Origin of the sequence: Streptomyces canarius (genome assembly GCF_014650735.1) — a bacterium.
In the GTDB taxonomy this organism is placed as follows: domain Bacteria; phylum Actinomycetota; class Actinomycetes; order Streptomycetales; family Streptomycetaceae; genus Streptomyces; species Streptomyces olivaceoviridis.
On sequence record NZ_BMVN01000040.1, the window covers coordinates 12,506 to 31,688 of the forward strand.

The following is a 19,183-nucleotide window of genomic DNA, read 5'->3' on the forward strand; positions in this document are numbered from 1 at the left end:
TTGCCGTACGGCGCCGTACGCGCCGGTGACCGCACCCGCCCGTTCACTGCCCCACGGCGGCGCCGAACCACCGGGACAGGTGGTCGTGCAACTCCCGCTGGTCCTCGCCGACCCAGGCCACATGGCCGTCCGGCCGCAGCAGCACCGCGGGCGCCTGAAGTTCCTCGCTGACGTCGGCGACGTGGTCGACCCGGTCCGTCCAGCCCGCCGCCGAGAGCCGGCCGGTCTGGTCCAGCAGCAGTCCACGGCCGCCGTGCAACAGCCCATAGAGGCGGCCCCGCTTCAGCTGGACGTCCCGCAGACGCCGGCCGAGCAGGTCATGCCCCTCCCCGAGGTCGTAGCGGACGTCGACCGCGGTGATGATCCCGGTGACGTACCGGTTCACCTCCTCGAAGTCCATGAGCCTGCCGAACAGTTCCCGCAGCGCGGTCGCACCCGGATCGGTCCCCAGCAGCGTCATCTGCGCACGGGTGTTGTCCAGTACGGCGGCGCCCACCGGATGCCGTTCGGCGTGGTAGCTGTCCAGCAGGCCCTCCGGCGCCCAGCCGGCCACCTCGGCGGCCAGCTTCCAGCCGAGGTTGAACGCGTCCTGGACGCCCAGGTTGAGCCCCTGCCCCCCGGTCGGCGGGTGGATGTGCGCCGCGTCGCCGGCCAGCAGCACCCGGCCGACCCGGTAGCGCTCGGCCTGCCGGGTGGCGTCACCGAACCGGGACAGCCAACGCGGGGAGTGCGCCCCGAAGTCGGTGCCCGCGACCGCCCGCAGCCGTGCCGTGAACTCCTCCAGGGTCGGCGCGGTCGTACGGTCCTCGGCCACCCCGTCGGCGGGGACGCCGATGCGGTACACCCCCTTCTTCCCGTCCACGTCGGGAATGGCGCCGAACCGGAGCTGGGTCTTGCGGACCTCCTCGACGACGGCGGCGATCGTCGCCGGATCCTCGGTCACCTCCATGTCACCCAGCAGCGTCTCGATCCTGGAGGGCTCACCGGGGAAGCCGACGCCGAGCAGCCTGCGCACCGTACTGCGACCGCCGTCACACCCGACGAGGTACCGCGAGCGCAGCCGCGTGCCGTCCGCCAGTTCGGCCGTCACCCCCTCCGCGTCCTGGCTCAGCCCGACCACCTCGTGGCCGCGCCGGATCTCGGCACCGGCTTCCAGGGCACGCTCGTTCAGCAGCCGCTCGGTGGCCTGCTGCGAGATGGCGAGGCCGTACGGATGAGCCGTGTCCAGCAGTTCCGGCCACGGCTTCATGACACCGCCGAAGAGCCCGCCGACGCGGAACTTCTCACCGGCCGCCAGGAACCGGTCGAGCAGGCCGCGCTGGTCCATGATCTCCACGCTGCGCGCGTGCAGGCCGCGCCCGCGGGACTCCTGGGTCGGCTCGGCCAACTTCTCCAGCACCACCACGTGTACGCCGTGCAGCCGCAGTTCGCAGGCCAGCATCAAGCCGGTCGGTCCACCGCCGACCACGAGCACGTCGATCATCAAGGTCCCCCATTTCCGCAATTTCTGGTCGAGGCCGGAGATTCTGCAACACCACCGGGGCCTTGCCGCAAGGCCCCCTGTGTGCTATATGTTGAGAGTGGCAAGGAGTGGATGACCTCCTTGCCTTTGCCATGTGTACCGGTGTCATGTGTATCGGCTCATGTGCACCGCCCTCTCTCACCCGAGCCGGCCCCGTGCGCCTCAGCCGCAGCAGCGCTTGCACGGCGAACTGCCCTCGGGAAGCGCGAAGGTGCCGGTGCGCTGGGGGGCCGGGCTGCCCCGGGTGTGGGTGCGGACCGCACTGTGGTCGCCCACCTGCTCGCCGTCGCGGCAGAGGTCCTCGTGCACGCTCCGCTGATCGCCCACGCTGATGCCCGGCTCACCCAGGTCGGCCTCCCCGGACGAAGACGTTCGCGGCCGGCTTCGCGACGACAGCGGTGGCTCCGGCTGCCAGCGGGTAGCGCGTCGTGCGTAGTGCGGTGATGTCCGGCATCTCTGTTCTCTCTCCGTTCATGCGGGATGCGCGGTCCGGCGGGAGGCGACCGGCCTCCTGGGTCAGACCGCGACGGCGTTGATGGTGACGGGGATGTTGCCGAGGGTGGCCTTGGAGCAGGGGCAGAGTCGGCGCGCGGCACGGGCGAGTTCGGCAGCCGTGTCCGCGTCGACGCCACCGGGGAGGCACACCCCCCACCCGGCGGCGAAGAGCTGCTCGGGGAGGGGCGGCGGGGTCAGGCGGTCGCGGGGGCGCGCCGCCGGTGCAGGCGGCCACGCGGGATGAGGAGACCCGTCATGACGCCGGCCCACAGGGCCGGCGTCATGACGGGTCCCGCCGCGTGCGCGCCATGGAAGTGGCTGAGATCGGCGATGGCGCGGACGGCGGCGCCGGGTGGCAGCGGTGCGCAGACGGCCCGGGACGCGGCGGTCAGCAGGTCCTCCCCGATGGTGGCGCCACTGGTGGCGTTGCCGGGAGCCCGACGGGGCCGAGGTAGGGGCCGAGCAGTGCGGTGGTGGAGGCGGCAGCCGCCGCCGGCAGGGCGAGGGTGGTGACCAGCGGGACGACCGGTGCCGGCACCGCTCCCGGAACCGGCCCCGCGATGATCGCGGTGCCGGTGCCGATGGCCGCGCAGGCGCCGGTCAGCGGCCACGGCCGGTGGCGCAGACGGAGGAGACCGGCCAGGGCGACGGCGTTCGAGCCGAGCACGAACCCGGCCAGGGTGACGCCGAAGGCCAGGTGGAAGCCGGCCGGCCCGCGGGCGTCGTGGTGGGCCGGCGGCCGGACGTCCTCGGTGCCGACGCGCGGGCCCGCCCCCTGGGCGTAGGCGCCGACGAGCGACTTCACGGCGGCTGTGGTGGGCGTGCCGTTGGCTCCCGCCACCTCCAGGCGCAGCGCGCCCGAGCCCGCCCACGACGACGCCGTGGCCCTGCGGGACCCCCTGTGCACCGCGCCGGCGATCGCCGCCTCGCTGCGCACCTGGCCCCGGGCGACCTGACCGCCCCGTCCGCCCGTCGCGTTCAGGCCCACATCGCCTGGGCGACGGCGGTGCCGATGAACGCGGCGCCGAGGCCGGTGACCACGCTGGCGACCACGTTGGCGGCGGCGAAGAACCTGGCGCCGGCCTCGGCCAGCCGCAGCGTCTCGTAGGAGAAGGTCGAGTAGGTGGACAGCGCTCCGCAGAACCCGGTGCCGACCAGCAGTTGCACCGAGTGGGAGGCGGCGCCGTAGGTGACGGCGCCGGACAGCAGCCCCAGGACCAGGCAGCCGGTCACGTTGACGACGAAGGTGCCCCAGGGCAGGACGGTGTCGTGCCGGGCCTGCACGGCGCGGTCGGTCAGGTACCGCAGCGGCGCTCCGACCACGGCACCGGCGATGACGAGGAGCCAGTTCACTTCGCCCGCTTCTCCCCGTGGCGTCCGACGTAGCGGATGACCTCGCACTCGTCGAGGATCACCAGCCCCTCCGTGACCAGGTCGTCCAGTTGGGGCAGGAAGGCGCGGACACGGGCCGCGTCGTCCACGATGACGATCGCCACGGGCAGGTCCTCGCTGAGCGACAGCAGGCGGCTGGTGTGGATCAGGGAGGAGGCGCCGTAGCCCTCGATGCCCTTGAACGCGCTCGCGCCGGCCAGCCCGGCCTTGTGGGCGCGGTGGATGATCTCGCCGTAGAGCGGCTTGTGACGGAAGGTGTCGCCCTCGCCGACGAAGATGGTCAGGCGCAGCGCGGAGCCGTGCAACCGGGTCACTTCGTCCTCCTGCGCGAGATCAGGCGCCGGGTCGCCGCTGCCGCGAGCCACACGGCCGCGAGCGCGGCGAGCAGGGTGGCGGCCAGGTAGGCCAGGCCGGTGCGGGCGTGACCGCCCTGCACGAGCTGCTGGATGTCGACGCTGTAGGTGGAGAAGGTGGTGAAGCCGCCCAGGACGCCGGTGCCGAAGAAGGGGCGTACCAGCCGGTGCGCGGCCCACACGTCCGTGATGACGACCATGAAGACCCCGATCACCGCGCAGCCGGTCGCGTTCACCACGAGGGTGGTCCACGGGAAGGCGCCTGCGGCGGTCGGCCACAGCAGGGAGGCGCCGTAACGGGCCACGGCCCCCACCGCGCCGCCCGCCGCCACCACCGTGATCACGGGCGCCTGCCCGTCGGCGAGTCCGCGGCGCCACGTGGGCGCGGACGGACCGACGCCGGAAACCGTGGGCTCCGTGATCTGATCGCGGGGAGCTGTCATGGACGCGCGTCTCCTACTCGTGCGGCCGCCCGGCATGCGGGCGAGGGCGCTCACAAGCAGGGACTGTCGGCGGCGTCGATGCCGCGGTTCGGGGTGCGGCGAGCCCCACCGCCGCGCGACCGCCTGGTCCGGGCCGCCGCTGGTGACCAGGGTAACCGGGGGCACCGACCACCGTCGCGCCGGTTGCCCTGGAGCGGCGTCGGGGGGTCAGCACAGGTCGAGCGCCGCTCGCAGGTTGTGCTCGGCGATGCCCGCCATCGCCGCCCGGTCGGGAAACTCCCCGTCGAGCAGCCGCAGCGGCCCCGCCGTCAGCGAGAGCCGCTGCGCCAGCAGGTAGAGCGCGAGCCGGTCCTCGTCCAGGCCGGCCACCGCCAGCGGACCGTACGCGTCGCCCAGGCGGATCCGCAGGAAGACGTGCTCCCATTCGACGTCGAAGTACATCGTGCCCTCGATGTCGATCAGCACGGGACGGCCGTCCGCGTCGACCAGCACGTGGTCGGGTCCCAGCTCGCCGTGCACGACCGAGTACCGCTCACGGGGCCGCACCGCGCCCGCCAGGTCCCGCAGCCGCTCCTCCAGCCGGACGCGGGCCGCGCCGATCCGCGGATCCCGCGAGGCGGCCTCCGCGAGGTCCCGCAGCGCGCGGGCGAGGACGACCCCCTCGCACGACGTCCCGCGTGACGCCCCTGAGCCGTCGACCACGGCCACTTTGCCGTAATCGCAGGCACGGTGGCGCCGCATCGCCCCCAGTGCCTCCCCGAGCCGGTCCAGGACCGGGGCGGCGGCGCGTGGGTCGCGCGCGACGAGGTCCCGCAGGTTCTCCCCCCGGACGTCCTCCACGACCGCGAGATCGGACGGACCGCGGACGCCGGCCCGCTCGACCAGGCGGATCGCCGGGACACGGACGCCGAGCGCGTCCAGCCGCGCGTGGGCGGCCTCGAACAGGTCCAGTCCGAGACCGGGTGAGAACGGGTCGGTGAGGTCGTCGTCGCCCGGGGCCGCCGGCCAGTAGTTCTCGTCGTCGTCCCACACATAGGCGACCGCCGTCGACGCGTCGTCCATCACCAGCCGGTACACGCCCTTCTTGCTGCCGCCCGCGACCCGCTCGACCGCCTCCAGCCGTCGCCCGCCACCCAGCGCGGCCCGTGCCGCACCCGCCAACCGCTCCCGCGTCACTGCCCTGGGTGCCACGTCCCCGCCCGCCTCTCCGTCACGCCAACCCGAGGACTTTACGGGAGTGTTGACAGGGCGGTGCCCGAAGAAGGCGGCGCGACGCTCCCTCGCCTAAAATGGACCCGTAAGTCCAGAGCGGGGAGTGGAGGAGAGTACGTGAGCATGCATGGCGGGACCGCACCGCGGCTGACCCCCAAGGGCATGGCCACCCGGCGCCGCATCGTGGAGGGCGCGGCCGAGGAGATCCGCGAGCGGGGCGCCGCCGGGACGACACTCGACGACATCCGGGCCCGCACCGGGACCAGCAAGAGCCAGATCTTCCACTACTTCCCCGGCGGAAAGGAGGAGTTGCTGCTGGCGGTGGCCGCCCGCGAGGCCGAACGCGTCCTGGAGGACCAGGAACCACACCTCGGCGACCTGACCACGTGGGCGGCCTGGCAGGCATGGCGCGACGCGGTCGTACGGCGGTACGAGCAGCAGGGCGTCAACTGCCCGCTCGGCGTGCTGATCACCGAACTGGGCCGCACCACCCCGGCCGCGCAGGCACTCACGGGCCAGTTGATCAGCCAGTGGCAGTCAGCCCTGCGCACCGGCATCCGGCACATGCAGGACAGCGGCGAGGTCGACCGGCGGCTGGACGCCGACCGGACGGCGGCCGCCCTCGTCGCCGCGGTGCAGGGCGGCGTGACCATCCTGATGTCCACCGGCGCCATCGGACACCTGGAAGCGGCGCTCGACACGACGTTGACCCTGCTGCGCACCGGCGGCGTTCCGGCGGCCCGCCCCGGGACCTGACACCGCCACACCGAGAACGCCGTAGTCATACGTCAGACCGATGTGTCCATGAGCCCGGCGAAAGTCATACAGGGCTAGCATGCGGAACCATCATGGACTTCACGGATGTGTCACTCACCGCGCTGCGCGTCCTGCGGGCCGTCGCCGAGCGGGGGACCTTCACCGCCGCCGCGGCGTCGCTGGGCTACACCCAGTCCGCGGTGTCACGGCAGATCGCCGCGCTCGAACGGGCGGCGGGCGCCGAGCTGCTGGAACGGCGGCGCGACGGCGTACGGCTCACCGCGGCCGGCCGTGTCGTCATGCGCCGGGCGACGGTCGTACTGGACGAGATCGACGCGACCGCCAGGGAGTTGTCGGGCCTGCCCGGGCAGGCCGGGACGGTCCGCCTGGGCTGGTTCCCGAGCGCCGGCGCCGTCCTGCTGCCGCGCGCCCTCACGGCACTGCGCCGCACCGACCCCGGCCTGCGGGTCGTCGGCCGGGAGGGCAGCACCCCGGCGCTGGTCCGCGCCCTGCGGGCCGGCAGCCTCGACCTGGCCCTGCTCGCGTCCGCGCCGCCGTTCCGGCCGCCGGACGCCGAGTCGCCCCCGCTCGTCGTGCGGACCCTCACCGAACGCGCGCTGTGTCTGGCGGTGCCCGCCGGCCATCCGCTGGCCCGCGGCGACTTCGTCGACGTTGCCGACCTGCGCGGGCAACGCTGGATCGCGGGGTCCTCCGCGGGCGAGGACCAGCTGATGGGCGTGTGGCCGGGACTGGACGAGCGGCCGGAGATCGCCCACACCGCGCGCGACTGGCTCGCCAAGCTCCACCTCGTGGCCGCGGGCTGCGGGCTGACCACCGTACCGCCCGCCCTCGCCGCCGCCGCACCACCGGGTGTCCGCGTCCTCCCGGTCCGCGGCGGGCCCCAGGAACAGCGGCGCGTGCTCCTGGCCCGACTGCCCCATCCGCCGACGGACCCGGTCACCCGCGTGGCAGCCGCCCTCCGTGCGGCGGCCCTCGACGCGGACGCGCCGACTCCGCCGCCGCCCTGAGCAGGAGGCGCCCTCAAGCTCTGTGCCGGGGTTTCGGTCAGCGTTCATCCCACGACGAGTGGCGGGCGCGGGCCGGAGGGGGAGGGGGTGTCTTCGCGACCGCGGGGTCACGAAAGGCCACGGCGTCCCAGCCGGTCGCGCAGACGGTCCCAGGGGCCCAGGACGGCGGAGGTGAGCCTGGTGAGGGCCGGCGAGCCGGGCGCGCCAGGGCGCGGCCGGGTGGGTCCGACGGCTTCCGTGCGACGTGTCCCGGCGCCCGCGTCGCGCAGGGCGTCAGCGGGGCCCACGGCCTGGAGCCGGGGGAACAACCGCTGTTCCAGTCCCACCACGTGCTCGGTGACGCACGAGACGAGGTCCAGCAAGTGACGCACGTACTCCTCGCTGTGCACCGGGACGGCCCCGAGGGACTTCAGTGTCCGCTGGATGTCCTCGTCGACGGCGAGCAGCTCGTCCGCCCCCTGGTCCCCGCCCACGACGTAACGGCGCACCAGCGGGTACAGGCACTCCTTCTCCGCCACCAGATGGCTCACCAGACGGCCGCCGACCTGTGCCACGAGTGACGCGCGCTGGTCACTGCCGGGCGGAGCGGACCGCACCCGGTCGAGAAGGTCCTGGATCGCGCGGTGGTCCGCCGTGAGCTGTTCGATGATGCCGCTGTCACTCCCCACACGAGCTCCCTGAAGGTGAGGCACCGGTGGTCACCGGCAGGTGTCGGTCCTGGATGCCCGCCACGCCGCCGTTTCATTCCGGCACGAGGGCGGGGCTGGTTGAGGAACGCGGCCTTCGGGTATCCGGGCGCCCGTCGTGCGAGCCGTCGGGCCGTGCGGCGCACACGAGGGCCGGGCGGAAGAGGAGTGGTCGGGCGTGCTACTACGGCGGCGCAGGGAGCGGATGAGGGGATGGGTACGGCAGGCGGGGTTCCGGGCCTACGTCGCGACCGACCGGCGCTCGCCCGTGTCGGAACTGTCCGCCCGTCTGCTGCGCAAGGCCTTCCCCGACCACTGGTCGTTCCTGCTGGGGGAGATCGCGCTCTACAGCTTCGTCGTCCTGGTGCTGACGGGGAGCTACCTGACGCTCTACTTCGAGCCCAGTCTCGCCAAGGTGCCGTACAGCGGCTCCTATGAGCCCTTGCGGGGGCTGCTCGTCTCGAAGGCGTACGAGTCGACCCTCCACATCAGCTTCGACGTGCGCGGGGGTCTGCTGATCCGTCAGATGCACCACTGGTCGGCGCTCGTCTTCGTGGCGGCCATCGGGGTCCACATGCTGAGGGTCTTCTTCACCGGTGCCTTCCGCAGGCCCCGGGAGATGAACTGGAGCATCGGCGTGACGCTGTTCCTGCTGTCCTTGCTGGAGGGTTTCTGCGGCTACTCGCTGCCGGACGACCTGCTGTCCGGTACGGGCCTGCGCACCGCCGACTCCATCGTCCTGTCGATCCCGGTCGTCGGAACCTACCTGAGCTTCCTCCTGTGGGGCGGTTCCTTCCCCGGTACCGCGATGAACCGGCGCCTGTACATCGTCCACGTCCTCTTCGTCCCCGGTGCGCTGCTCGCGCTGATCACCGTGCATCTGATCCTGGTGGTCTATCTGAAGCACACGCAGTGGGCCGGCCGCGGAAGGACCAACCGGAACGTCGTCGGCCAGCCGATGTTCCCCTCGTTCACCGCCAAGTCGGCCGGGCTGTCGCTGATGGTCGCCGGCGTCACAGCGCTTCTGGGCGGACTCGCACAGATCAACCCCGTCTGGCTCTTCGGCCCCTACGTGCCCGACCAGGTCTCCACCAACGCCCAGCCCGACTGGTACGTCGGGTTCCTCGAGGGAGCCCTTCGGCTGATGCCCGGCGTCGAGTGGAACGTCGCCGGGCACACGGTCATGTGGAACGTCCTGCTGCCCGCTGTCGTGCTGCCGGCCCTGCTGTTCGTGCTGCTCTACATGTATCCGTTCTTCGAGCGCTGGGTGACCGGTGACATGGTGGAGCACCATCTGTGCGACCGGCCGCGGGACCGGCCGACCCGGACCGGGCTCGGGGTGGCGGGCATCGCCTGGTACGCGGTGCTGCTCATGGCCGGGGGCAACGACGTGCTGACCGTCTGGTTCGGCGTCTCCGTCAACGTACTGACGTGGATCTTCCGGGTCGCGCTGTTCGTTCTGCCGGTCCTTGCCTTCCTGGTCACCAAGCGTGTCTGCCTGGCCCTGCAACGGCATGACCGGCAACTGCTGGAAGAGGGCGAGGAGACCGGCGAGGTGTATCAGGACCTGGCGGGCGGGATCAGCGAGCAGCATGAGCCCGTGGGTCCGGAGCAGCGCTACAAGCTGCTGGTGCGAGACATCCCGCAGCCGCTGGAACACCCGGGGCGGCGGGCGCCGTGGCGGAGCCGGATCCGGGCGTCCTTCAGCTCCTGGTACTACGGCGACCGGGTCGACATGCCGGCCACCGCGGAGGAACGCCTCCAGGTCAGCTCTCGCATCGCCGATCCAGTGGCGGGCGGCGTCGGGGACGAGCAGGAGAGGGGCTGAGCCTCCGTTGCCGCCCGCCTCACTCGCTCTCGCGTCCGCCGTACTGGAAGACCAGGCCGAAGACCCCGAGCCCGAGGACGCCGAGGCCCATCAGGATCAGCCAGTCTCCGTAGACGATCCCGTTGGCGACCAGCGTGGCGCCGGCGGCGGTCACCACCGGGTGCCGGCTGTGCGGGGGGAAGAAGTCGATGCGGCCACCGCGCTCCTGGATCTCCGCGTCGGTACGGTCCTCGGGTCGAGAGCCCTTGCGCCGGTGGTTGACCATCGAGAAGAACGCGATCACCGACGCCATGAGGAAGGAGACGCCCAGCGCCGCGATACCGACGGGCTCCCGGGCGAACCAGATGTAGGCGACGTCGGTGACCAGGAAGAAGAGGGCCACGCCGGCGAAGAGGTATGCCTCGGACTTCATTCGCTCTGATTCCCTTCCGGGTCGGGGGTCGCCTCCACGGCTCCGTGCGCCTGCCGGGGCAGTTGCTCCTTGAACTCCGGGTGGTGCAGGTCGAAGGCCGGTGAGTCGGACCGGACCCGGGGCAGCGCCGTGAAGTTGTGCCGGGGCGGGGGACACGAGGTGGCCCATTCGAGTGACCGGCCGTATCCCCAGGGATCGTCCATGCCCACCATCGGCGCGTACCGGGCGGTCTTCCAGACGTTGTAGAGGAAGGGAAGGGTGGAGAACCCGAGCAGGAAGGCACCGATCGACGACACGGTGTTCAGGGCGGTGAAACCGTCGGCGGCCAGGTAGTCGGCGTAGCGCCGCGGCATCCCGCCCTCTCCCAGCCAGTGCTGGACGAGGAACGTGGTCTGGAAGCCCACGAACAGTGTCCAGAAGTGGATTTTGCCGATGCGCTCGTCCAGCATGCGGCCCGTCAGCTTGGGCCACCAGAAGTAGAAGCCGCCGAACATGGCGAAGACGATCGTTCCGAACAGGACGTAGTGCAGGTGGGCGACGATGAAATAGGTGTCGGTCAGATGGAAGTCCAGAGCGGGTGAGGCGATGAGGACACCGCTGAGTCCCCCGAGAAGGAAGGTGACGAGGAAACCGAGTGCCCAGAGCATGGGTGTCTCGAAGGAGAGACTGCCGCTCCACATGGTTCCGATCCAGTTGAAGAACTTCACCCCGGTGGGCACGGCGATGAGGAAGGACATGAAGGAGAAGAACGGCAGGAACACCGCACCCGTGGCGAACATGTGGTGGGCCCATACGGAGGCCGACAACATGGTGATCGCGATGGTCGCTCCGACCATGCCGACGTAGCCGAACACCGGCTTGCGGCTGAACACCGGGAGGATCTCCGTGACGACGCCGAAGAACGGCAGCGCCACGATGTACACCTCCGGATGGCCGAACCACCAGAAGAGGTGCTGCCACAGCAGGGCGCCGCCGGTGGCCGAGTCGAAGATGTGCGCGCCGTACTGCCGGTCGGCCATCAGGGCCAGCAGGAGGGCCGCGAACGGAGGAAAGGCGAGCAGGACGAGGATCGAGGTGAACAGCACGTTCCAGGTGAAGATCGGCATCCGGAACAAGGTCATGCCCGGACAGCGCAGACACACGATCGTCGCGATGAAATTGACGCCCCCGAGCGTGGTGCTCACACCGGAGAGCACGAGCCCCATCGCCCACACGTCACCGCCGTGGCCGGGACTGTGCACCCCGTCGTTCAGCGGGGAGTAGGCGAACCAGCCGAAATCGGCGGGACCGTTGCCGATCAGGAATCCGGACAGAACCGTGAGGCCCCCGAAGAGGAACAGCCAGTAGGTCAGGGCGTTGAGCCGGGGGAAGGCCACGTCGGGTGCCCCGATCTGGAGGGGCATGACGGCGTTCGCGAAGCCGGTGAAGGTGGGCGTCGCGAAGAGCAGCATCATGATCGTGCCGTGGATCGTGAACAGCTGGTTGTACTGCTGCGCGGAGACGACCTGAAGTCCCGGCCGGGCCAGTTCGGCGCGCATCAGCATCGCCATCAGACCGGCGGCGAGGAAGAAGCCGAACGACGTGACGAGGTAGAGATTGCCGATCTTCTTGTGGTCGGTGGTCGTCAGGTAGTCCCTGATCCTGTCACCCGTGTGCACGCGGGGGCTGCGGGAGGTGTCCTCTTCCCGCCCCAGCCCCGGGTGCGTCTTCGACATGTGCGCCCTCCAGGCGGTGTGCCGACGAGCCGGCATCCGTGACGAACCCGAGCGGGTTAGCCACCCTGCTCCGTCGGTAAACATGTCCGCCTCACCGACCACGCCGTCGTGGTTTACGTCCGAGGGGCCGGGGCAACTCCCGGGGCCGACCCACCGCACCCCCGGTTCAGGAGCCCCCATGACCCAAGTCGCCGACTTCGTCCTGCAACGCCTCACCGAATGGGGCGTCCGACGGGTGTACGGCTATCCCGGCGACGGGATCAACGGGCTGCTCGGTGCCTTCGACCGGGCCAAGGGGGAACCGGAGTTCATCCAGACGCGGCACGAGGAGATGGCCGCGTTCATGGCGTGCGCGCACGCGAAGTTCACCGGCGAGGTGGGCTGCTGCACGGCGACCTCGGGGCCTGGCGCCATTCACCTGCTCAACGGGCTGTACGACGCGAAGCTGGACCACCAGCCGGTGGTCGCCGTGGTCGGCCAGCAGAAGCGGCTCTCCCTGGGCACGCACTACCAGCAGGAGATCCCGCTCGCGCAGCTCTTCGCGGACGTCTCCGACTTCTGCCAGATGATCGTGCATCCCGGGCAGGCCCGGCACGTCGTCGACCGGGCGTTCAAGACCGCCCTGACCCTGCGGTCCGTGGCGACGGTCGTCATCCCGAGCGATGTGCAGGAGGAGGACGCCCAGCCGTCGCCGCCGAAGGCGCACGGGTCGGTGTTCTCCAGCGTCGGCTGGAGCCGCCCGCGCCTGCTGCCCGACCCGGACGAACTGCGCAAGGCGGCGGACGTCCTCAACGCCGGAACGAAGGTCGCCATGATCGTCGGCCAGGGCGCGGCGCACGCGGAGAGCGAGCTCGTCGAGGTCGCGGAGCTGCTGGGTGCCGGTGTGGCCAAGGCCTTGCTGGGCCGTGAGGTGCTGCCGGACGACCTGCCGTTCGTGACCGGTCCGATCGGTCTGCTCGGCAGCAAGGCCAGGGCCACCCATCCGATGAGCCGGCCGATCGCGCCGACGCCGGCGAGCAGCAGGCCGGACAGCAGCATGAGGCGTACGCCGCCGAGCACACGCGACCGCGTGTCTCCGTTCGTCATGGTGGCCTCCAAGGGGGGTGGAACGCGGCTGGGTATCCGCACGCCGGTGGCGTCAATCGCGGGGCGGTTCCTGATCGACCGGCTGACCACGGCCGCCGCGCCCCGGCCCGGGCGGCCGAGCCGGCCGTCAGGCGATGACGAGAACGGCAACGGCCGGCCGGGCGAGGGAGACCCGCCAGAACAGCGGCGTGGCGATGTGCGCCGGTACGACGTGTCCGAAGCCGCTCCCGAGCGGTGCGCCGGCGCGGACACGGCCGTACGGGCGCGCACGTTCCCGGGAGGGATGAAGTCGCCGGCCGGCGAGGCGACGGTCGGTCCCGCGGCCGTCGTGACCGCGCCCGGCACCACGCGCGCCGCTCGGGCATACGGGTGGGAAGTGGCCGCCGCCGCGGGGGCCCGTCGCGACGGACCACAGGACCGTGCTGGGGCCGGGCGGGCGGGTTCGTGTGACTCGGTCGGTGAGGACGCGCGCCCGGGAGCATGACCGACGCAGCGGCGAGTGAGGTCGCCGACACCGCGACCCCGAGTCCGTGGCCCCGTTCGGCACCTCAAACCGGAATCATCCGTTCGATCCGCGGGTCCACCCGAGATCCTCGTCGAGCGGGTGATCTTTGCATAGGCCAAAGGAATCGGGAAACCCATGGTGCAGCCCAGCAGGCCCCTCCAGCTCAGAGGCTCACATGAACGCCCCGACCACCCTCCGCCCGCCGGGGAAGCACGAGACCGGCGGCGCGCTGACGTCCCTGCGGATCGACGAGGTCGTCGGACGGGTCAGCAGGCTCCCGCCGGGGCGCGAGCGGGACGCGGCCCGGGAGCGAGCCGTCCGCACCCTGATCCCCGTGGCTCGCCGGATCGCCGCCAAGTACCGCGGCATCGGCGCCGAGGAGCAGGACGACCTCTTCCAGGTGGCCTGCGTGGGGCTGGTGAAGGCCGTCGACGGCTACGACCCCGGCCACGGACACCCGTTTCTGGCCTACGCGGTGCCGACGATCACCGGGGAGCTGAAACGCCACTTCAGGGACCGGGCCGGACTCGTGCGACTGCCCCGGGCCGTGCAGGAGACCAGGCAGCAGGTGCGGCGCGTGCGGCGGGAGCTCGAACAGACGGGGGGCGGTCGCCCGCCCACGCTCGGGGAGATCGCCCGCGCCTGTGGTCTGTCCGAGGACGCGGTGGCCGAGGCCATCCGCGCCCAGGGCGCGGCACGGCCCCGCTCGCTCGACGCGCCGTTGGAGGGACGGGAGGGGGCGCTGCCGGCGTTCGGTGAGGTGCTCGGCGGCCGGGACGCCCGGATCGAGGCCGTCGCCGAGCGCGTGGAGCTGGTGGACGCGCTGAGGCGCTTCCCGGAGCGGGAGCGCCGCATCCTGGTGCTGCGCTTCTTCCACGACCTGACACAGCAGCAGATCGCGGCCGTGGTGGGCATCTCGCAGATGCATGTGTCCCGGCTGATCGCCCGGTGCCTGGGTGAGCTGCGGGAGCTGCTCGGGCATCTCGATCCTTCACGCCCCGCCGGAGGCCGCGCCGGCCCGGAGGCCACGGCGGAGGGTGCCGGGCACCTGCCCGCGCGGGGTGGCGGCCACGGCCGTGTCCGGGGCACGCACCCCGCCCGCGAGGACGTATGCGGTCGGGGGCAGCGGAGCGCGGCCTCTCGGTCACGTGGAAGGGGCCCCGGGAGGCAGGAGCCCGTCCGCCGCGGCCGGGGTGCCTCTCGTGGTCCGGGCCCGGCAGAGCCACTCGGACAAGCACTGCGTCGACCGGGCAGGGGAGCCGGACGGCCCGTCGTTTACGCGGTGCCGCCTCCGGTCACCTCATGCGGATGGCACAGGTGCGGATCCGAGGGAGCACGTCATGACGCTGGTGGCCGACTACGTACTGCGACGCTTGCGGGACTGGGGGATCGAGCGGGTCTACGGCTATCCCGGCGACGGGATCAACGGGCTGCTCGGTGCCTTCGACCGGGCCAAGGGGGAACCGGAGTTCATCCAGACGCGGCACGAGGAGATGGCCGCGTTCATGGCGTGCGCGCACGCGAAGTTCACCGGCGAGGTGGGCTGCTGCACGGCGACCTCGGGGCCTGGCGCCATTCACCTGCTCAACGGGCTGTACGACGCGAAGCTGGACCACCAGCCGGTGGTCGCCGTGGTCGGCCAGCAGAAGCGGCTCTCCCTGGGCACGCACTACCAGCAGGAGATCCCGCTCGCGCAGCTCTTCGCGGACGTCTCCGACTTCTGCCAGATGATCGTGCATCCCGGGCAGGCCCGGCACGTCGTCGACCGGGCGTTCAAGACCGCCCTGACCCTGCGGTCCGTGGCGACGGTCGTCATCCCGAGCGATGTGCAGGAGGAGGACGCCCAGCCGTCGCCGCCGAAGGCGCACGGGTCGGTGTTCTCCAGCGTCGGCTGGAGCCGCCCGCGCCTGCTGCCCGACCCGGACGAACTGCGCAAGGCGGCGGACGTCCTCAACGCCGGAACGAAGGTCGCCATGATCGTCGGCCAGGGCGCGGCGCACGCGGAGAGCGAGCTCGTCGAGGTCGCGGAGCTGCTGGGTGCCGGTGTGGCCAAGGCCTTGCTGGGCCGTGAGGTGCTGCCGGACGACCTGCCGTTCGTGACCGGTCCGATCGGTCTGCTCGGCAGCAAGGCCAGCGACAACATGATCCAGGGCTGCGACACCCTCCTCATGGCCGGCAGCAGCTTCCCCTACTCCGAGTGGCTGCCGGACGAGGGGCAGGCGCGGGGCGTCGAGATCGACATCGACGGCCGGATGATCGGCATCCGCTACCCCATGGACGCCCATCTCGTCGGGGACGCCAAGGAGACCCTCACGGCGCTTCTGCCCTTGCTCGAACGCAAGGAGGACCGCGGTTGGCGCGAGCGGATCGAGAAGGACGTCCGGGAGTGGGACGCGATCTGCGAGAAGAGGGCCGGCCAGCACTTCGGCGGGAGCATCAATCCGCAGGCGGTGGCCGCCGAGCTGTCGTCGCGTCTTCCGGACGACTGCATCCTCACGGCGGACGCGGGTTCGGGTACGAACTGGTGGGCGCGGCACCTGAAGTTGCGCCAGGGCATGCGGGCGTCGTTGTCGGGGACGTTGGCGACGATGGGTCCGGGGACGCCGTACGCCATCGCGGCGCGTTTCGCCTATCCGGACCGGCCGGTGATCGCGTTCGTCGGTGACGGGGCGTTCCAGATGAACGGCATGAACGAGATGATCACCGTCAAGCGGTACCTGGACCGGCTGTCCGGTCCGGCGCCGTTCGTCTTCTGCGTCTTCAACAACCAGGACCTCAACCAGGTCACGTGGGAGCAGCGCGCCATGGCCGGCGACCCGAAGTACCCCGCGTCGCAGGAGATCCCCGACGTGCCCTACGCCAAGTACGCCGAGATGCTGGGCCTGAAGGGCGTCTACTGCGACAAGCCGAAGAAGGTCGGCAAGGCGTGGGACGAGGCACTGGCCTCGGACGTACCGGTGGTGCTGGAGTTCAAGGTCGACAACGAGATCGCGCCGATCCCGCCGCACATCATGCTCGCTCAGGGCAAGAAGGCCGCCAAGGCCGCCGTCCGCGACCCGGAGCGGGCCGGCATCGCCGCCAAGGGCGTACGGCAGAAGCTCACCGAGTACGCCGAGCACCTGCCGGGACGGCACGCATGAGCGGCGCCCGGACCGGTGCCGGGGCGGGCCCGGCGGACTGCCGGATCGACGCGGTGGACGTGCACGCCTTCGAGGTGCCGACCGACGGCCCGGACGGCAAGGAACAGGACGGCACCCTGGAATGGGACTCCACCACCATGGTCCTGGTCCGGGTGCACGCCGGCGGTCGTACGGGACTCGGTTACACCTACGGGGACGTGTCGGTCGCCTCGTTCGCCGACTCCAAGCTCGCGCCGCTGATCAAGGGACAGGCCGTCACAGCACCTGCGGCCCTGTGGGAGTTGATGGGACGCCGGATCCGCAACGCCGGCCGCCCCGGCGTCGGCGCCATGGCGGTCTCCGCGGTGGACGTGGCGCTGTGGGACCTCAAGGCCCGGCTCCTCGGCCTGCCGCTGGTCCAGCTGCTCCCGGCGTACCACGACCGGGTGCCGGTGTACGGCAGCGGCGGCTTCACGAACTACTCCCTGGACCGCCTCACCGACCAGCTCACCGGGTGGGTGGAGCAGGGCGTCCCGCGCGTGAAGCTGAAGACCTCCCGGGACCCCGAAGGCGACCCGCGACGCCTGGCGGCCGTCCGCAAGGCCGTCGGTGACGAGCCGGAGGTCTTCACCGACGCCAACGGGGCGCTGGGCCGCAAGCAGGCGCTGTACTGGGCCCGTCGGTTCCACGAGGAGTGGGACGTGCGCTGGTTCGAGGAGCCCGTCAGTTCCGCCGACCTGGTCGGCCTGCGCACGCTGCGCGAGCGGGGCCCCGCCCGGCTGGAGATCGCGGCCGGCGAATACGCCTACACCACACAGGACTTCGTCAATCTCGTCGAAGGCCCCGCCGTGGACTGCCTCCAGGCCGATGTCACCCGCTGCGGAGGCATCACCGGTGTCCTGGAAGTGGCCGGCCTCGCGGCGACCCATCACCTGGACCTGTCCGCCCACTGCGCGCCGGCCGTCTCCGCCCACGCGTTCTGCGCCGTGCGCCGGCTGCGGCACCTGGAGTACTTCCACGACCACGTGCGGCTCGAACGCCTGCTGTTCGACGGCACGCTGTCACCCGACGGAGGCGCCCTGCGCCCGGACACCTCGCGGCCCGGCCTCGGCCTGGAGGTCAAGTGGCCCGACGCCGAGGACTACCGCGTCTACGGACCACGGACGACCTGACCAGCCCTGGAACGGGCGCTGCACAAGGCCGTCGAGGGCGAGGCGCGGGGGTACGGCGATGAGGCGGGGCGGCGCACTGCTCTGCCTGCCCCACGGTGCCTCGGCGGCGGGGCACAGACGCACGGTACACACGGTACGAAGGACGTATGGCGCAGCCTGAGACATCGGCCGGGGAAGCCGATGACGTCGATGCGGTCGCCCGGGCGGTGCTCACGGCGTCCCGCGTGCTGATGGCGGTCTCCGCCCGCTCGCTCGCCGAGGTCGAGGAACGGGTCACGCTGCCGCAGTTCCGCATGCTCGTCGTGATGTCCGGTCGTGGTGCCATCAAGCTCGTCGCATTGGCCGAGTCGCTACGGGTCACGCCCTCCACCGCGATGCGGATGGCGGACCGCGTCATCGCGGCCGGGCTCGCCGAACGGCAGCCCAACCCGGACGACCGCCGGGAGACGCTGCTGACGCTCACCGAGGAGGGCCGGCGGACCGTCGAGTCGGTCACCGCCCGACGCCGGGCCGAGATCCGGGCGATCGTCCAACGACTGCGGCCGACCCAGCGTCTGGCACTCGTCGAGGCCCTCGACGCCTTCAACGAGGCGGGCGGAGAGCCCCCTGCCTCCGGCGGCGCACACCTGCCACCACCCGGCTGGTCGACGTGAGTCCGACGTCAGTGGTGCCGGGTCTTCAGCAGCATGACCACGAGGGCCACGGCCAGGATCGCGAACATGACGGCGAACCACGGGAAGAGTTCTTCCACTGGTGCCGCTGCGTACAGGTTCTTTCCGTATGCGAAGCCCACGGGGACCGCCTTCTTCCGGTACCGGGCTCCCGCTCGAACCGCCGGCTACCAGTGGCAGCGGAAGCATCGGTTCGTACCGACCACGATACGCGCGACCAACGCTGCCTTCCGAACGGCCGTGGCCTGCGACGTCCCGACCTGGGCCGCGCGCCGGCACCTCGGTCAGGGTGTGGCGCTGTGCCGGGTGGCTTCGTCGGTGTCCGTGAGGAGTTGTTCCAGGCGTGTGAGCTGACGGGTGTCGAGGGCGCCGAAGATGCGCTGGAGTATCCCGGTGCCCGCCTGCTCGCCGGCGGCGAGGGCCGCGTGGCCCTGCTCGGTCAGCGTGACGGTCTTGCGCCGGCGGTCCACGGGATCGGGGGTCCGGGTGACCAGCCGCAGGCGTTCGAGGGCTTCGACGGCCTGGGTGACGGAGCGGGGCGCCTGGCCGAGCGCCTCGGCGAGTTCGGCTTGGTGGAGAGCGCCGCGCTGGGCGAGGAGCCGTAGCAGCTTGGTGCGGGCCAGGGACAGGCCGGCCGCGGCCATGTGCTGATCGACCGCCGTCCGGACCTGGTGGGCGACGGTCAGGAACCGCAGGCCCACGTCCGCGGGGTCGGGGCTGGTGGGCGGTGTCGTTTCGTGCTTGCTCATGACGTCGGGTATCGTCCCACACATAATTGATGAGGTACC

At 71.6% G+C, this 19,183-nt stretch carries 19 protein-coding genes and 2 pseudogenes; 8 read left to right on the top strand and 13 right to left on the bottom strand.

The genetic code is table 11. The features are described from left to right. Window positions 1–43: 43 nt before the first annotated feature. The 8 genes from rox to IE294_RS36170 all read right to left on the bottom strand — a co-directional run bounded on the left by rox (window position 44) and on the right by IE294_RS36170 (window position 5,381). Window positions 44–1,483, bottom strand: a complete 1,440-nt coding sequence (gene rox / locus IE294_RS36140) for a rifampin monooxygenase (protein ID WP_189893277.1) — start codon at window positions 1,481–1,483, stop codon at window positions 44–46. Between the two features lie 201 nt (window positions 1,484–1,684). Further along, entirely contained in the window at window positions 1,685–1,831 is a 147-nt protein-coding gene (locus IE294_RS36145) for a hypothetical protein (protein WP_189893279.1), read from the bottom strand. A 207-nt stretch (window positions 1,832–2,038) separates the two neighbouring features. Then, entirely contained in the window at window positions 2,039–2,167 is a 129-nt protein-coding gene (locus IE294_RS48090) for a hypothetical protein (RefSeq protein WP_306433502.1), read from the bottom strand. Between the two features lie 238 nt (window positions 2,168–2,405). After that, window positions 2,406–3,005, bottom strand: coding sequence for a hypothetical protein (locus tag IE294_RS36150; protein ID WP_189893280.1), 600 nt, complete (start codon window positions 3,003–3,005; stop codon window positions 2,406–2,408). Beyond that, on the bottom strand, window positions 2,996–3,370 hold the full coding sequence (gene crcB, locus IE294_RS36155; protein WP_189893282.1) for a fluoride efflux transporter CrcB: 375 nt from the start codon (window positions 3,368–3,370) through the stop codon (window positions 2,996–2,998). The genes IE294_RS36150 and crcB (IE294_RS36155) overlap by 10 nt, the downstream gene beginning before the upstream one ends. Further along, entirely contained in the window at window positions 3,367–3,723 is a 357-nt protein-coding gene (locus IE294_RS36160) for a DUF190 domain-containing protein (RefSeq protein WP_189817592.1), read from the bottom strand. Before IE294_RS36160 ends, crcB (IE294_RS36155) begins: the two co-directional genes overlap by 4 nt. Continuing rightward, window positions 3,720–4,205: a fluoride efflux transporter CrcB gene (crcB, locus tag IE294_RS36165; RefSeq protein ID WP_189893284.1), complete on the bottom strand. Its 486-nt coding sequence runs from the start codon at window positions 4,203–4,205 to the stop codon at window positions 3,720–3,722. The genes IE294_RS36160 and crcB (IE294_RS36165) overlap by 4 nt, the downstream gene beginning before the upstream one ends. A gap of 207 nt (window positions 4,206–4,412) precedes the next feature. Further along, a complete protein-coding gene (locus IE294_RS36170; protein ID WP_189893355.1) occupies window positions 4,413–5,381 on the bottom strand; it encodes a phosphotransferase family protein in 969 nt (322 codons plus the stop codon). A gap of 153 nt (window positions 5,382–5,534) precedes the next feature. Between IE294_RS36170 and IE294_RS36175 the strand changes: the two genes are divergently transcribed. Together IE294_RS36175 and IE294_RS36180 are read left to right on the top strand one after the other, a co-directional pair. Further along, complete coding sequence (locus tag IE294_RS36175) at window positions 5,535–6,173, top strand: TetR/AcrR family transcriptional regulator (RefSeq protein WP_373315906.1); 639 nt, start codon at window positions 5,535–5,537, stop codon at window positions 6,171–6,173. 92 nt (window positions 6,174–6,265) lie between these two features. Beyond that, on the top strand, window positions 6,266–7,201 hold the full coding sequence (locus IE294_RS36180) for a LysR family transcriptional regulator (RefSeq protein ID WP_189893286.1): 936 nt from the start codon (window positions 6,266–6,268) through the stop codon (window positions 7,199–7,201). A 107-nt stretch (window positions 7,202–7,308) separates the two neighbouring features. Here the strand turns inward: IE294_RS36180 and IE294_RS36185 are convergent, their stop codons facing one another. Next, window positions 7,309–7,869, bottom strand: coding sequence for a hemerythrin domain-containing protein (locus tag IE294_RS36185; protein ID WP_189893287.1), 561 nt, complete (start codon window positions 7,867–7,869; stop codon window positions 7,309–7,311). Between the two features lie 223 nt (window positions 7,870–8,092). On the opposite strand from IE294_RS36185, the gene qcrB reads away from it, so the two are divergent. Then, a complete protein-coding gene (gene qcrB, locus IE294_RS36190; protein WP_189893289.1) occupies window positions 8,093–9,715 on the top strand; it encodes a cytochrome bc1 complex cytochrome b subunit in 1,623 nt (540 codons plus the stop codon). Between the two features lie 19 nt (window positions 9,716–9,734). Here qcrB and ctaF read toward each other — a convergent pair whose 3' ends face one another. Beyond that, window positions 9,735–10,127 carry an aa3-type cytochrome oxidase subunit IV gene (gene ctaF, locus IE294_RS36195; protein WP_189893291.1) on the bottom strand — a complete coding sequence of 131 codons (393 nt, stop codon included), beginning with the start codon at window positions 10,125–10,127 and terminating at the stop codon, window positions 9,735–9,737. Next, window positions 10,124–11,842 carry an aa3-type cytochrome oxidase subunit I gene (gene ctaD, locus IE294_RS36200; RefSeq protein WP_189893293.1) on the bottom strand — a complete coding sequence of 573 codons (1,719 nt, stop codon included), beginning with the start codon at window positions 11,840–11,842 and terminating at the stop codon, window positions 10,124–10,126. Before ctaD ends, ctaF begins: the two co-directional genes overlap by 4 nt. A 178-nt stretch (window positions 11,843–12,020) precedes the next feature. Between ctaD and IE294_RS36205 the strand changes: the two are divergent. The 5 genes and pseudogenes from IE294_RS36205 to IE294_RS36225 form a co-directional block, all read left to right on the top strand. Continuing rightward, a pseudogene (locus tag IE294_RS36205) lies at window positions 12,021–12,812 on the top strand (thiamine pyrophosphate-binding protein); the annotation flags it as partial. Between the two features lie 796 nt (window positions 12,813–13,608). After that, window positions 13,609–14,346, top strand: a pseudogene (locus IE294_RS49870) (sigma-70 family RNA polymerase sigma factor); the annotation flags it as partial. A gap of 427 nt (window positions 14,347–14,773) precedes the next feature. Continuing rightward, window positions 14,774–16,573 (top strand): thiamine pyrophosphate-requiring protein, encoded by a 1,800-nt coding sequence (locus tag IE294_RS36215; protein WP_189893295.1) that lies wholly within the window; start codon window positions 14,774–14,776, stop codon window positions 16,571–16,573. Continuing rightward, window positions 16,570–17,724 carry an enolase C-terminal domain-like protein gene (locus IE294_RS36220; protein WP_189893297.1) on the top strand — a complete coding sequence of 385 codons (1,155 nt, stop codon included), beginning with the start codon at window positions 16,570–16,572 and terminating at the stop codon, window positions 17,722–17,724. The genes IE294_RS36215 and IE294_RS36220 overlap by 4 nt, the downstream gene beginning before the upstream one ends. Window positions 17,725–17,870: 146 nt before the next feature. Next, a complete protein-coding gene (locus IE294_RS36225) occupies window positions 17,871–18,377 on the top strand; it encodes a MarR family winged helix-turn-helix transcriptional regulator (protein ID WP_189893299.1) in 507 nt (168 codons plus the stop codon). Window positions 18,378–18,385: 8 nt separating this feature from the next. Here the strand turns inward: IE294_RS36225 and IE294_RS49145 are convergent, their stop codons facing one another. Both IE294_RS49145 and IE294_RS36230 read right to left on the bottom strand, forming a co-directional pair. Beyond that, a complete protein-coding gene (locus IE294_RS49145) occupies window positions 18,386–18,517 on the bottom strand; it encodes a hypothetical protein (RefSeq protein ID WP_268252833.1) in 132 nt (43 codons plus the stop codon). Between the two features lie 162 nt (window positions 18,518–18,679). Next, the gene (locus tag IE294_RS36230) at window positions 18,680–19,144 is read right to left on the bottom strand and encodes a MarR family winged helix-turn-helix transcriptional regulator (RefSeq protein WP_229917661.1); all 465 of its coding nucleotides are present in this window, start codon (window positions 19,142–19,144) and stop codon (window positions 18,680–18,682) included. Between the last annotated feature and the right edge of the window lie 39 nt (window positions 19,145–19,183).

Coding starts and splice junctions, on each gene's coding strand:
- ctaF (WP_189893291.1), bottom strand. CDS start 10,127: ATGAAGTCCGAGGCATACCTCTTCGCCGGCGTGGCCCTCTTCTTCCTG.
- ctaD (WP_189893293.1), bottom strand. CDS start 11,842: ATGTCGAAGACGCACCCGGGGCTGGGGCGGGAAGAGGACACCTCCCGC.
- crcB (WP_189893284.1), bottom strand. CDS start 4,205: ATGACAGCTCCCCGCGATCAGATCACGGAGCCCACGGTTTCCGGCGTC.
- IE294_RS36225 (WP_189893299.1), top strand. CDS start 17,871: ATGGCGCAGCCTGAGACATCGGCCGGGGAAGCCGATGACGTCGATGCG.
- rox (WP_189893277.1), bottom strand. CDS start 1,483: ATGATCGACGTGCTCGTGGTCGGCGGTGGACCGACCGGCTTGATGCTG.
- IE294_RS36220 (WP_189893297.1), top strand. CDS start 16,570: ATGAGCGGCGCCCGGACCGGTGCCGGGGCGGGCCCGGCGGACTGCCGG.
- qcrB (WP_189893289.1), top strand. CDS start 8,093: ATGAGGGGATGGGTACGGCAGGCGGGGTTCCGGGCCTACGTCGCGACC.
- IE294_RS36215 (WP_189893295.1), top strand. CDS start 14,774: ATGACGCTGGTGGCCGACTACGTACTGCGACGCTTGCGGGACTGGGGG.
- IE294_RS36180 (WP_189893286.1), top strand. CDS start 6,266: ATGGACTTCACGGATGTGTCACTCACCGCGCTGCGCGTCCTGCGGGCC.
- IE294_RS36230 (WP_229917661.1), bottom strand. CDS start 19,144: ATGAGCAAGCACGAAACGACACCGCCCACCAGCCCCGACCCCGCGGAC.